Source organism: Paenibacillus endoradicis, assembly GCF_024721975.1.
This window is the reverse complement of the sequence record NZ_JANQBB010000001.1, coordinates 632,580-647,019: the sequence shown is the minus strand read 5'-3', so window position 1 is coordinate 647,019 and position 14,440 is coordinate 632,580. Positions and strand designations below refer to the sequence as shown.

Sequence of the window (14,440 nt, the reverse complement as noted above, 5' to 3'; positions counted from 1 at the left end):
TGCCTCCCAAATCTAATGCTGCTACAAAATATATTGACTCAAATCACGATCTTTTGCAATGTTCCCTAGCTTAGCTCTAACATACTCAGGAGTAATTTGCATATGTTCTAACGTTAATTCAGGAGCCTCAAATGAAAGATCTTCTAACAATTTTTCGAGAATAGTATGCAATCTTCTAGCACCGATATTTTCCATATTCCGATTCACATCTGCTGCTATTTTAGCAATTTCTTTAATCGCATCTTCAGTAAAGTCAATTTTAATACCTTCAGTTTCCAATAATGCGGTATATTGCTTCGTCAATGCATTTTTTGGTTCTGTCAAAATGTTAACGAAGTCTTCTTCAGTAAGAGAAGTTAATTCGACACGAATTGGGAAGCGCCCTTGTAACTCAGGAATAAGATCTGAAGGTTTTGCAATATGGAATGCACCAGCTGCAACAAACAGCACATAGTCAGTTCTAACAGGTCCATACTTCGTCATAATCGTAGAGCCTTCCACGATCGGTAAAATATCTCTTTGGACACCTTCACGCGATACATCTGGGCCTGATCCTCGAGACGGTGCAGCAATTTTATCGATTTCATCGATGAAAATAATTCCACTCTGCTCAGCACGAATAACAGATTCTGCGATGACTTCATCCATATCAATAAGTTTAGTAGCTTCTTCTTGTGTGAGTACTTTTCTTGCTTCTTTTACAGGCAACTTTCTCTTCTTAGGTTTTTTAGGCATTAGTGAACCTAAAATATCTTGCATGTTCATCCCAGAATTTTCTAAACCTTGACCACTCAACATATCCATCATATTGGGAGAACTATCTTCTACCTCAATTTGGATTTGCTCATTCTCAAGTCTACCTGCTTCAAGATCAGCCTTAACTTTTGTTCTTCGCTCTGCTAGTCCATGATCAATCTCTGTTTCTTTATCACGTTCGGAATCATCAGAGTTATTACCACCAAACAACATTTCGAATGGGTTTTTGTTAGATTTAGGTTTAACTTGTGAAGGTGCCAGTAGTTCAACAATTCGCTCATTAGCAAGTTTTTCAGCTTCAGCTTTAACGACTTCTGTTTTTTCAACTTTCACCATACGAATCGCAACTTCAACCAAATCGCGGACCATCGATTCAACATCACGTCCAACATAACCTACTTCAGTAAATTTAGTAGCTTCCACCTTCACAAATGGCGCTTTCACTAATTTAGCAAGACGTCTTGCAATTTCCGTCTTCCCGACTCCTGTAGGTCCGATCATAAGAATATTTTTCGGAACAATCTCATCGCGAAGGCTTTCATCTAACATACTTCTACGATAACGATTACGTAGCGCAACCGCCACTGAACGTTTTGCATCTTTTTGAGCAACAATATACTTATCAAGTTCCGCAACAATTTGACGCGGTGTCAGAGCTTTGTTATCCATTCCTCATCGCCTCCGCTACTCTATAATATTTCTTCTACCACAATATTGTGATTAGTATAAACGCATATTTCTGCTGCAATCTCCAAAGCTCCATGGGCAATATCCTTAGCCTCCATGTCAGGAGCATGACGTTTCATCGCTCTTGCAGCCGATAAAGCAAAAGATCCACCTGAACCGATGGCAATAACATCATCGTCAGGTTCGATAATTTCACCATTACCTGAAATCAATAACATTCCACTTTTGTCCATTACAATCATCATCGCTTCCAGTTTACGAAGGACACGATCTGAACGCCATTCTTTGGCAAGTTCAACTGCTGCACGTTGCAAATTACCATGATGTTCTTCTAGTTTAGCTTCAAACTTTTCAAACAACGTAATAGCATCTGCTACAGAGCCAGCAAAACCTGATACAACTTGACCACGGTACAAACGACGTACTTTCTTTGCCGTTCCCTTCATGACCATTGAATTACCAAAGGTCACTTGCCCATCACCAGCAATAGCACCTTTGCCATTGTGTCTTACAGCACAAATCGTTGTCGCATGAAATTGCATTTCCATCTTTTACGCCTCCTCCAAACTTTTCATGTACTTTTTGAGTAACTTCTCAAGGATATAAAGTAACTTTTCCCAATACAGGTTTTATTAACACATAGATTGGAATTATCTACCGAAATGCTCATCCTTAAATTGTTGAATATGCTCTAATGCGCGATTTGCGATCGCCTCATTTTTTTCCTTCTTATTTCGAATTTTATTCTCAAGTGGTGGAAACAGACCAAAGTTTGCGTTCATTGGTTGAAAATGTTTGAAATCAGCTGTTGTAATGTACTCAGCCATGCTTCCAAGCGCTGATTGTACAGGCAATTGCACTAAAGGTTCACCTTTTGCAAGTTTCGCTGCATTTATACCAGCGATTAATCCTGAAGCTGCTGACTCAACATATCCTTCTACACCTGTCATCTGACCCGCAAAGAATAAATTCTCTCTTTGTTTCGTTTGATACGTAGGACGCATCAAGCTGGGTGAATTGATAAATGTATTACGATGCATAACGCCGTAACGTACGAACTCCGCATTTTCAAGTCCAGGAATCATTGAGAACACACGTTTTTGCTCTCCCCATTTCAAATGCGTTTGGAAGCCTACCATATTGTATAGAGTTCCTGCAGCATTATCTTGACGTAATTGAATAACGGCATGTGGCAATTTATCTGTATGAGGATTAACAAGTCCTACCGGCTTTAGAGGGCCGAATAACATCGTTTGTCTACCACGAGTGGCCATAACTTCGATAGGCATACAACCTTCAAAGTATACTTCCTTTTCAAATTCCTTTAATTGAGCAACCTCAGCAGTTACTAATTCATCATAGAATGCATTGAATTCATCTTCAGTCATCGGACAATTCAAATAGGCAGCTTCACCTTTATCATAACGAGATGCTAAGTATACTTTATCCATATCAATGGAATCTTTTTCAATGATAGGAGCTGCTGCATCGTAGAAATAGAAATACTCTTCTCCAAGTAATCCTTGAATTTGCTTAGACAATGATTCTGCTGTTAATGGTCCTGTAGCAATGACAACAATTCCGTCCTCAGGAATTTCCGTTACTTCCTCATTGCGAACATCGATTAGCGGATGATTGCGCAAACGATTCGTGATTTCCCCAGAAAAACCGTCACGGTCAACTGCTAATGCCCCTCCAGCTGGAACAGCATGTTGGTCAGCACTACTGATAATGATGGAATCCAGCATACGCATTTCTTCCTTCAATACCCCAACCGCGTTACTTAAACCATTTGCTCGCAAACTATTACTACATACTAACTCAGCAAATTGGTTCGTATGATGTGCAGGAGTTTTTGTTACAGGACGCATCTCATATAGAATAACTTCAACGCCTTGCTCAGCGATTTGCCAAGCTGCCTCGCTACCCGCTAGACCTGCACCTACAACAATTACTTTCTGATTGCTCAATCTATTTCATCCTCTCAAATCACATTCTCTAGTTTTAAGTATAGAAAGACAATATCCTCCCAAAGAATGGGAGGACATGACGTTACATATAGGTATTACGATCTATACATAACTATGTTATAGTTCTTCGTTCTCATCCTCGATAATTTCTTCCGAGTAATCACAACTTACACATTTTAGTTTGGCGCCACTTCGATTACGCTTTTCGACAAGTACCTCATTACAATTTGGACAAGGTTTGTTTGTAGGCTTATCCCATGAAACATAATCACACTCTGGATAAGAATCACAACCAAAGAAGATTCTACCCTTTTTACTTCGTCTTTCGACGATATGTCCTTTATTACATTTCGGGCAAGTAACTCCAATATCTTTCACGATAGGTTTCGTATTTCTACAATCTGGGAATCCAGAACATGCTAAAAATCTTCCGAAGCGTCCCATTTTGTATACTAATGGTTTGCCGCACTTCTCACAAAGCTCATCAGATACCTCATCTTGAATTTCAATTTCTTTCATTTCTTCTTCAGCTACTTCTAATCTCTTCTCAAAAGTTTCATAGAAGTCAGCTAAAATTTTAACCCAATCTTCCGTTCCCTCTTCCACATGGTCAAGGTTCCCTTCCATATTGGCAGTAAACTCAACATTCAAAATTTCAGGGAAGAATTCTTCCATAAGCTGAATGACTAATTCTCCAAGTTCTGTAGGAAAAAACTTTTTCTCCTCTAATGCCACATAGCCACGTTTTTGAACCGTTTCTAATGTAGGAGCATACGTACTTGGTCGACCGATACCTAACTCTTCCAGCGCTTTCACAAGTCTTGCTTCCGTATATCTCGGTGGTGGTTGAGTGAAATGTTGCTTTGGATCAATAGTTTCTGGATCAAGTTTTTCACCAATGGATAGTGCAGGAAGTAAAGTGTACTCCTCTACCGTATCATCATCGTTACCTTCCACATATACTTTCATAAATCCTGCGAATTTAATTTTTGAACCTGTAGCACGGAAAGTTGCTGACCCACTGTTGAAATCAACTGTCATTGTGTCAAGAACAGCAGATGACATCTGACTTGAAGCAAAACGATCCCAGACTAATTTGTACAGTCTGAATTGGTCTCGAGACAAGAAAGGTTTCATCGTTTCTGGATCACGAATAATAGATGTTGGTCGAATCGCTTCATGCGCATCTTGTGAGTTACTGTTTTTCTTCAAATATTGTCTTGGTTCATCTGGAATATACGTAGCACCGTATTTGTTGGTCACATATTCACGAGCCTCTTCTTGCGCAATAGGAGAAATACGAGTGGAATCGGTTCTCATATACGTAATCAAACCGACTGTACCTTCCTTACCAAGCTCTACACCCTCGTAAAGCTGTTGCGCAACGCTCATCGTCTTAGAAGCTCTAAATCCAAGCTTACGAGCCGCTTCCTGCTGCAATGAACTTGTGATGAAAGGTGGAGAAGGATTTCTTAATCTTTCTTTCTCTTTCACTTCAGCTACAGTAAACTTATCATTTGCCATAGCAGCTAGCACTTCATCAACATCATTTTGATTGGAAAGTTCTTTCTTCTTACCGTTCAAACCATAGAACTTCGCTTCAAAATTCTGTTTTTGGTGTTCAAGTTTTGCAGTAATTGACCAATATTCTTCTGGAATAAAAGCATCAATCTCGTGTTCACGATCAAGAATCATTTTCACCGTTACCGATTGTACTCGGCCAGCTGATAGACCTTTTTTAACTTTTTTCCATAATAGCGGACTAATCTTGTAGCCCACTAATCGGTCTAAAATACGTCTTGCTTGTTGTGCATTAACTAAGTCCATATTAATAGCGCGCGGCGATTTGAATGCATCCTTTACCGCTTGCTTTGTAATTTCATTGAATACTACACGACAGGAATCTGTCTCATCGATATCTAGATAATGAGCCAAATGCCAAGCAATCGCTTCTCCTTCGCGATCGGGATCGGCTGCGAGATAGACTTTTTTAACTTTTTTACTTGCGTCTTTCAGTTCCTTTAATACACTACCTTTACCACGAATCGTAATGTATTTCGGGTTAAAATCATTTTCCACTTCAACACCAATTTGACTTTTAGGTAAATCACGAATATGTCCCATAGACGCTTTGACAATATATTTACTACCTAAATACTTACCAATCGTTTTGGCTTTGGCGGGTGATTCTACAATGACTAACGAATCTGCCATACGAGGTGCCTCCTCTTTTAGAAACAAATTACAGTGCAATATATATTGAACCAGGATGTTGTTCTATGAATTGTTTTATACATAAATTTAGCAGAAGAACGTTCAAATGTCCAAACGGAATATTAGTAATATTAAAAATCTCATTAATAGAGAGGGAATTTTCTCTCAGCAATGTAACAATAATAACTTCATCCTCAGACAATTCATATAATAATTTGTTCTTCTTTTGGAGATTCGGTTCATTAGCATGTTGACTATTCACAATATTTTTTAACCATGGTAATTCCTCAAACAATTGATGTGAGGACAATAGCATTCTAGCATATCCATTATGAATAAGAAAGTTTGGTCCATCACTTTTTGCTGAATTAATAGGTCCAGGTACCGCAAATAGTTCACGATCCATATCCATTGCATGCTTTGCTGTAATCATCGAACCACTTTTTCGTTCTCCTTCTATTATAATAGAAGCAAGACTTAAGCCTGCAATAATTCGATTACGCTGATGAAATTGACCAGGGTGTACAGGTGAAGCATGTACACTTTCAGATAGAAGTAAACCTTCTTCTCCTATACGTTCATATAATTCATAATTGTTAGCAGGATAGCATTGAGTTATTGCTGTAGGTAATATTGCAATCGTTGAACTTAGATATGCTAACGCTTCTTTGTGAGCAATGGTATCAACACCATTAGCAAAACCACTCACAATCGTTAAACCTTGTTCTGCAAATTGTCCACTGAATAGCTTTGTACACTGTTTACCATAGCTCGTAGGATATCTAGTGCCAACTATAGCTAACGATTGTCTCTGAAGTAGTTCTAGTCGGCCACGAACGTATAGAATCCAAGGTGGCTGAGCAATTTGTTTCAACGTTTCTGGATATCGATCATCCCAATAGGTAATACAGCTATATCGATTCCGTAGTTGATGAGTTACTCTTTCTTCATTACTCTCATAATTATAATTGCTTCTAAATTGATATAATCTTTCAGAAGTTTGTGCCTTTACTCCAAGTTGTTGTAATCGTTCAACATGCCATACATCTTCCTCATAAAGATTGTTATCTATAATAAGTTTCATTGTATGCCAACCAACACCTGCTACTTCGGAAAGCTCGATCATAAAGTGTTTATACGGATCATTGTTCATGTGAATACTCCTCCGTTATGAACAAGAGCTTGCACTAGCACTCTCATATTGTGCCTTAATATAGAGGCAGATTGCAAGTCTTGCATCGTAAATTGCTTAAATTTTCTAAATATTTCATAAAAAAAGCAGCCTTACCCCTTTCAATTGAAAGAGATAAGGCTGCTTGCCTTACAGAGATTGTTCAAAAAGTAGACTTTGATAACGATGATTAGCTTCGCAATTTATTCGACGTCGAATATGAAGCGAACTTGGAAAGTACACTTCATATTCTCGGTTCTAAAAGCCCACTTTTTGAACTTAACTTATAGATCTATATCATTATTTCACTGTAATACATTTTTCAAGTAGACCTTGTTCTTCTAGTACAGATACTAGAGTTGAACCCATCTCAGATGGTGTAGGTGCTACTTTAATTCCACAAGCTTCAAGCGTAGTAATTTTCTCAGCAGCGGTACCTTTACCACCAGAAATAATCGCTCCAGCATGTCCCATACGTTTCCCTGGAGGAGCAGTTGCACCACCAATGAAACCTACTACAGGCTTCGTCATATTAGCTTTAATCCACTCAGCAGCTTCTTCTTCTGCAGTTCCGCCGATCTCACCGATCATAATTACTGCATAAGTTTCAGGATCATCGTTAAAGCGACTCAAAATATCGATAAACTCAGAACCTTTAACAGGGTCTCCACCGATACCAATCGCAGACGATTGACCAATACCACGAGTAGTTAATTGATGAACAGCCTCATAAGTAAGCGTTCCAGAACGAGACACTACACCTACATGACCCGGAGCATGAATATAACCAGGCATAATACCGATTTTGCACTCGCCTGGAGTAATAACGCCTGGACAGTTAGGTCCGATTAATACGGAATCTTTACCTTCCATATAACGTTTTACATTAACCATGTCAAGTACAGGAATACCTTCTGTAATACAGATAACAAGTTCAAGTCCTGCATCAACTGCTTCAATAATAGCTTCAGCTGCGAAAGCAGGCGGTACGTAGATAACAGATGCAGTAGCACCTGTAGCTTCAACCGCTTGTGATACTGTATTAAATACTGGTAATGTAGCTACATCACCATTCTCAAGTGTAATCTCCACTGATGTTCCACCTTTACCAGGTGTAACGCCACCAACCATTTGCGTGCCATAGTCTAATGCACCTTTTGCATGGAATAGACCAGTAGCACCAGTGATACCTTGAGTAATAACTTTTGTATCTTTATTAACCAAAATAGCCACTTATCTCACATCCTCTGAATGTTTTCGTGTATTTACTCGAGAAATGCAGTTCTATTTCACTAGAGCTACAATTTTTTGCGCGCCATCTGCCATGGAATCAGCCGCAACAATATTCAGACCAGATTCATTAAGAATCTGCTTTCCTAGTTCCACATTCGTTCCTTCAAGGCGAACGACAAGTGGACGATCTAGGCCGATTTGCTTAGCAGCTTCTACCACACCGTTTGCGATAACATCACAACGCATAATGCCGCCAAAAATGTTCACGAAAATACCTTTAACTTTTTCATCAGACAGAATAATCTTGAATGCTTCTGTTACTTTTTCAGTAGTCGCACCGCCCCCAACATCTAGGAAGTTAGCTGGGTCTCCACCGTAATGTTTAATTATATCCATTGTCGCCATCGCAAGTCCTGCGCCATTAACCATACATCCGATGTCGCCATCAAGTGCAATGTAGCTAAGGTCATACTTGGATGCTTCAATTTCTTTAGAATCTTCTTCTTCAAGATCGCGAAGTTCTAAAATGTCTTTGTGACGGTACAATGCATTAGAGTCAAAATTCAATTTCGCATCCAATGCCATTACGTTGCCATCACCTGTTACAACTAGAGGGTTAATTTCGGCAATAGAGCAATCTTTTTCCACGAAAGCGCTGTATAAACTAAGCATGAATTTAGCAGCTTTGTTAACTAGTTCATTCGGAATATTGATTGCATATGCTAATTTACGAGCTTGGAAAGCCTGTAAACCGATCGCAGGGTCAACCACTTCTTTGAAAATTTTCTCTGGATTACTGGCAGCAACCTCTTCGATCTCAGTACCGCCTTCTTCTGATGCCATAAACGTTACACGACCTGTGGCACGATCAAGAACTACACCAACGTAGTACTCTTTCTTAATGTCACAACCTTGTTCGATCAGAAGACGCTTAACTTCTTTGCCTTCTGGACCAGTTTGATGAGTAACTAGCACCTTGCCTAAAATTTCACTTGCATAAGCTCTAACTTCGTCAAGATTTTTTGCTACTTTTACTCCACCGGCTTTACCGCGGCCACCAGCATGAATTTGGGCTTTAACGACAACTACCGAAGTCCCTAGTTCTTGCGCAGCTTGTACAGCTTCATCAACTGTGAAAGCTACTTTCCCTTCGGGAACGGATACGCCATATTGTTTTAGTACAGCTTTGCCTTGATACTCATGGATGTTCATGTTGAAATCCTCCATTTCACTGACTATTACAGTAATATGTACAAAGAAACTGCTTACATTGTAACATCTTTCTCCATGATTATCTCTTATTTCTAGAAAAAGAGTGAGCTTATTTTGCTATTGATATGATCTCTTTTTGATATCGTTGATAAATTTCCACTTTCTATGCAGTTATATATGCTACTTTTCATTATATAATTGCATATTAAGGTATTTTCACTAACTTATTGGGTTAAAGTTTATGATAACCTAATTGTATTTTTATCCAGAGGTTAGTCTCATAGACTATAATTTTTGGGTTTATTGTGCTGTTTCTTAGCATTTTACTCGCATAGACCATAATTTTGAGGTCTGTTGCGCGGTTTCTTCATATTTCGCTCTCATAGCCCATAATTTTGAGGTTTATTGTGCTGTTTTTTCATTTATTTACTCGCATAGACCATAATTTCTAGGTCTATTGCGCGATTTCTTCGTATTTTTCTCGCATAGACCATAATTTTGAGGTCTGTTGTACGGTTTCTTCATATTTTGCTCGCATAGACCATAATTTTGAGGTTTATTGCGCGGTTTCTTCATATTTTTCTCTTATAGACCATAATTTTGAGGTCTGTTGCGCGATTTCTTCATATTTTGCTCTCATAGACCATAATTTTGAGGTCTGTTGCACGGTTTCTTCATATTTTTCTCGCATAGACCATATTTTCGAGGTCTATTTTGCTGTTTCTTCATATTTTTCTCGCATAGAACATAATTTTGAGGTCTGTTACAATTTAACTCACCAAACCCCAAATTACATGAGCAAGTTTGAGAAAACGTCCACCAGTAAACATACCCCCTACTAACCTCTAATTGACAAATTTTTGTATGCTACTTATTATTAAATGAATAGATAAATTGAGGAAGCACCTCCAATCTAACCATTGGGGGTGCTTTTTGTGTACACATCACTTGCTAGTGCAATTGTTATTGGAGTAAACGGACGTGGAATTACGGTAGAAGTTGATATAACGAGCGGAATACCGCAAATCAACGTAGTTGGATTGCCTGATTCCGCAATACGCGAATCAGTTGAGCGTGTACGTTCAGCTATTCGTAATAGTAATTATCAATTTCCTTTGGAAAGGATAACGATCAATCTCGCACCTGCTGATATGAAGAAAGAAGGAACAGGGCTAGATCTTGCGATTGCAGCAGGTATACTGAAGGCATCTAAGCAAATCAACTGCGAACTTTCAGGATCGTTAGTTGTTGGTGAATTATCATTAGACGGACATATTAGACCCGTTCACGGCATTCTTGCCATGCTAGAATATGCAAAAGCAGCTGGCATTACGAAAATCATATTACCACATGTGAATTCTTTCGAAGCTTCACTCATTTCTGGACTATTATTGTGTCCCATTACTAATTTACGAGAATTAGAAAATATCAATTATGTAACATCAGAGGAATTACTAGCTTTGCATCAGAAAGCCCGGAATCAAGCTTCTACTAATAAAGTTCATAGGCAAGATATCGATATATGTGATGTCGTTGGTCAACAGGAAGCAAAACGAGCATTATTAATTGCCGCTGCTGGTCGTCATAACATTATTGTAGCGGGTCCACCAGGCGTTGGTAAAACAATGCTAATGCGTCGACTACCTAGTATTATGCCTCCTCTTCAGGAAGTTGAAGCACTTGAAGTAACCAAAATTTATAGTGTTGCTGGGAAATTACCTCCGCAAACCTCTGAGTTTCTTACTGCACCACCATTCCGTTCCCCACACCATTCCATTTCAGTCGGCGGTCTCATCGGAGGTGGCAGTATTCCTAAACCCGGTGAAGTCACTCTATCTCATCATGGAGTACTGTTTCTTGATGAACTACCAGAATTTTCACGGCAAGTGCTAGAGTTACTTCGTCAACCAATGGAAGAACATACGGTAACGATATCTAGAGCAAGAAGTCATATTACATTTCCCGCTTCATTTCTACTAGCTGCATCGTATAATCCGTGTCCATGTGGATATTATGGATTTGAACGTGAAGGACAGAGTTGCTCCTGTACACAAGCAATGATTCATCGCTATCGAGCTAAGCTATCTGGGCCGCTATTGGATCGTATTGACTTACAAATTGATGTTGCTCGACCCACTTCACTTGTTCCTTCCAAAGAAGACCTCGCAATGACGTCTGAGCAAATGCGTAAATTAGTTCAGCAAGCAGTTACATTGCAACAGCAACGATATCGTCTATATGCATTCAATTATAATAGTGAGTTAACGACTCAAGGTATTAAGCAGTTAGTTAAGTTGCCAGAAGAGGCACATGAATTGATTGAAAATGCGTTTCAAGCATTAGGAATGAGTATGCGTGGATATGATCGAATTATTAAAATTGCCCGTACCATTGCTGATCTTGCAGGATGTATTGATGTGCATTTAGAGCATGTCGCTGAAGCGATTCAGTATCGAAAACTAGACATTCAGCTACATTTATAGTTGAATGTCCCATAAAATCTTTTACTTATTTTCCCTCGAAAATCATACTAGCAATCTGTTTTGCTTTACTTACATTACTAGCAGGCCCAGCTATATACCCTTCTGTCAATGAATATCGCTCATTCACATCATCCAATTGGATCCATATTTTATCTAACTTAGGAGAGACATTAACTGTACCAATGATTATAGTATTTTTATTTGAATCCTTTACAATAATAAAGCCTTCGAAAAGATTACCTTCCTCTGTCAGTTTGACATTGTACTTCAAATCTTCCTCCGCACTCAACTCACCTCGAAACATACCATTCCCTACTAGACTTTTATAAAGCTCTCCTTTCATAGAAACCTCAATAGATTTTTCAAAATCACTATCAAGTGAAAAGATAACACTGTTGAAACTTAACTCTACATATTGCGGACGATGATAACCATATAAAACGTATATCAATGCAATTACGATAATACCACTCACTATCCATTTTTTCTTCATATTTTCATTCCGCCATATCTAGTTGAAATAGATTGTTAATTGGGTAGCTGTATTCAATGAGTTTTATTGACGATCCACGTTACAGCATCGCCTCTCAAGAGTACCTCTTCTTTATCTCTATTAATCTTAACTTCGTAAGGTTTAATGTCATGTCTAATCACATTCCAGCTTGCATATTTGACTTTTAACATGTCTAGTAATTGTTGAGTTTCAAATCTAATCTCAAAACTTGGTTCTAGAAATCTATTTGATGTCAACGAGTATTCCGTTATATTGGAGTTTATTATAAATGCATTTATACCATTAGTTGTTGTTCCCTCAATAATATGTTGCAAAACCTCTTCAAATACTTCTATACTTTCGATATGTTCAAGACTAGATACTGCAAAAATATAATCAAAATCATCTATAACTATATCGAACTTACTTATATCCGACACAACCGTTACTATCTTATCTCCCACTTCGTATAGCTTTGCATACTGATCGGCAAAATATTTTGCTGATTCTATTAAATCTACACCAATTATTTTCTCAATCTGATGACCGTATTTTTGGGCAATAGGTATACTATTCCTTCCTACACCACTTCCTAAATCTAATATTCTCAAATGATTTTCACCATTAAAGAACTCCATTACATCAACCACACTTTTAGCTGGTTTACCTAACCATGATCCTTCTTCAAATAGCTTATTTTGACTGTAACAATAATCATGATAAGCTTTCTCATTCAATCTTATTTCTTCAAGCTGCTTCATTAAATTCAGCTCCATTAGATTATTCTCTTAATCCCTGTTACGAACTAATGGGAATCAATATCAATGAAATCTTTTTTATTATTAATAATCCACTGATTCATTAGATCAATTGTATTCTCGGAAAGTACTCTATATCTATCGAATTGTACTTTAACTTTATTATATAATTCCTCGTCGGTTTCTAAATCTGTTGGACTTGCTTTTCGCTCTGTGATATTCTCTTGATTACGCTGCTGAATGATCAATTCAATTTGTTCTAGCAAGTCTACCATTTCATCATCCATATAATATTGCACTCCACTCTTTATTCCACTCCATGACTGAACTTCATTTATGTAATAAGACGAAAACCAGTAGAACTCTGCCATTGTATTGGCGTGGTTGTGGAAGGAGTAAAATAAATATAATCCTTTTTGACCTTCATTTAACTTTTGATACATTTCTATTTTAGTAGGGAAGTCTTTCCCTCGAACAGCAAGTAACATGGGTTCAATACATTTCCAACTCAATTGAATATTTTGAAGATCTTCTTGCTTTAGCTTTACCTTCATATAATTCTCCTTTCTTACTACACTTATGAAATTTGACGTTACTTTCATATATCCTCGACTGCAATCACTTACCCTATGCTTGAATGTAAAGTTAGATGTTAGATACGTATTCTACGAATTACCCTTAGTTCTCTTAGATAATTTTATGAATGAAGTAATCCCTATTCCAAAAACATCTTGATTGTTGAATAGTACATTGAAATAATAGTGTCTCTTAATATCTGAACAATTTTCTGCTCATCACCCTTATTTCATATTGTTTACTTACCTTTATAATTCTTTTTTAATATTGCAAAAATGATAGCATCTACAAATTGACTTTTTTCATAAAATACTTCTTTTAACAGTCCTTCCTCTTTTAATCCTGTTTTCTCAAGTAACTTTCTTGAACTTATATTCTCCGGATCTATGAATGCTTCAATTCTGTTAAGCTCTAATTCCTCAAATCCATATTCGAGAATTTCATTTATTGCCTCCGTCATAATGCCATTACACCAATATTTCGGGTTTAATTCATATCCGATTTCTGCTTTATAATGTTCCTTCATCCAATTGTGAAACCCACATGTCCCAATCAATCGGTTTTCCGATTTCAATGTAATTCCCCAACGAATTCCTTGATTGTTTTCATACCTTTGGTTCCAATTATGAATCAATTGTTCAGCTTGTTTTATTTCATTGAACGAATCTAAATCGTAATATTTTATTACCTCACCCAATGAGAAATACTCAAAAAGAACTTGAGAATCTTCTTGATTTAATTGTCTTAACACCAATCTATCGGTTTCTAATATAGGAAATATACTCATTTTAATATTTTCCTTTCGTTTTGTAGGTACTTTCGTATAACGTTTTTGTCATCACGACAAACGCCCACATTAGATGGCTCTTATCTTAGGTGGGCGTCTA

The 14,440-nt window shown here is 37.7% G+C and carries 12 protein-coding genes; 1 reads left to right on the top strand and 11 read right to left on the bottom strand.

The genetic code is table 11. The annotated features are described in order from the left end of the window. Positions 1 to 21: 21 nt before the first annotated feature. From hslU to sucC, 7 genes are all read right to left on the bottom strand, one after another. Positions 22 to 1,425 (bottom strand): ATP-dependent protease ATPase subunit HslU, encoded by a 1,404-nt coding sequence (gene hslU / locus NV377_RS02860; protein ID WP_258199652.1) that lies wholly within the window; start codon positions 1,423 to 1,425, stop codon positions 22 to 24. 20 nt (positions 1,426 to 1,445) lie between these two features. Continuing rightward, positions 1,446 to 1,991: an ATP-dependent protease subunit HslV gene (hslV, locus tag NV377_RS02855; protein ID WP_258199651.1), complete on the bottom strand. Its 546-nt coding sequence runs from the start codon at positions 1,989 to 1,991 to the stop codon at positions 1,446 to 1,448. A 102-nt stretch (positions 1,992 to 2,093) separates the two neighbouring features. Then, positions 2,094 to 3,413 carry an FADH(2)-oxidizing methylenetetrahydrofolate--tRNA-(uracil(54)-C(5))-methyltransferase TrmFO gene (gene trmFO / locus NV377_RS02850; protein ID WP_258199650.1) on the bottom strand — a complete coding sequence of 440 codons (1,320 nt, stop codon included), beginning with the start codon at positions 3,411 to 3,413 and terminating at the stop codon, positions 2,094 to 2,096. A gap of 117 nt (positions 3,414 to 3,530) precedes the next feature. Beyond that, positions 3,531 to 5,627, bottom strand: a complete 2,097-nt coding sequence (topA, locus tag NV377_RS02845; protein ID WP_258199649.1) for a type I DNA topoisomerase — start codon at positions 5,625 to 5,627, stop codon at positions 3,531 to 3,533. A gap of 28 nt (positions 5,628 to 5,655) precedes the next feature. After that, positions 5,656 to 6,780 (bottom strand): DNA-processing protein DprA, encoded by a 1,125-nt coding sequence (dprA, locus tag NV377_RS02840; RefSeq protein WP_258199648.1) that lies wholly within the window; start codon positions 6,778 to 6,780, stop codon positions 5,656 to 5,658. A gap of 318 nt (positions 6,781 to 7,098) precedes the next feature. Beyond that, positions 7,099 to 8,031 carry a succinate--CoA ligase subunit alpha gene (sucD, locus tag NV377_RS02835; RefSeq protein WP_258199647.1) on the bottom strand — a complete coding sequence of 311 codons (933 nt, stop codon included), beginning with the start codon at positions 8,029 to 8,031 and terminating at the stop codon, positions 7,099 to 7,101. A 51-nt stretch (positions 8,032 to 8,082) separates the two neighbouring features. After that, positions 8,083 to 9,243, bottom strand: a complete 1,161-nt coding sequence (gene sucC, locus NV377_RS02830) for an ADP-forming succinate--CoA ligase subunit beta (protein WP_258199646.1) — start codon at positions 9,241 to 9,243, stop codon at positions 8,083 to 8,085. Positions 9,244 to 10,178: 935 nt separating this feature from the next. On the opposite strand from sucC, the gene NV377_RS02825 reads away from it, so the two are divergent. Further along, entirely contained in the window at positions 10,179 to 11,726 is a 1,548-nt protein-coding gene (locus NV377_RS02825) for a YifB family Mg chelatase-like AAA ATPase (RefSeq protein WP_258199645.1), read from the top strand. A gap of 25 nt (positions 11,727 to 11,751) precedes the next feature. On the opposite strand, the gene NV377_RS02820 is transcribed toward NV377_RS02825, so the two are convergent. From NV377_RS02820 to NV377_RS02805, 4 genes are all read right to left on the bottom strand, one after another. Then, a complete protein-coding gene (locus NV377_RS02820; RefSeq protein WP_258199644.1) occupies positions 11,752 to 12,219 on the bottom strand; it encodes a hypothetical protein in 468 nt (155 codons plus the stop codon). A gap of 53 nt (positions 12,220 to 12,272) precedes the next feature. Then, positions 12,273 to 12,980: a class I SAM-dependent methyltransferase gene (locus NV377_RS02815; RefSeq protein ID WP_258199643.1), complete on the bottom strand. Its 708-nt coding sequence runs from the start codon at positions 12,978 to 12,980 to the stop codon at positions 12,273 to 12,275. 44 nt (positions 12,981 to 13,024) lie between these two features. Beyond that, positions 13,025 to 13,531 carry a hypothetical protein gene (locus NV377_RS02810; protein ID WP_258199642.1) on the bottom strand — a complete coding sequence of 169 codons (507 nt, stop codon included), beginning with the start codon at positions 13,529 to 13,531 and terminating at the stop codon, positions 13,025 to 13,027. Positions 13,532 to 13,791: 260 nt separating this feature from the next. Further along, positions 13,792 to 14,340, bottom strand: a complete 549-nt coding sequence (locus tag NV377_RS02805) for a GNAT family N-acetyltransferase (RefSeq protein ID WP_258199641.1) — start codon at positions 14,338 to 14,340, stop codon at positions 13,792 to 13,794. Between the last annotated feature and the right edge of the window lie 100 nt (positions 14,341 to 14,440).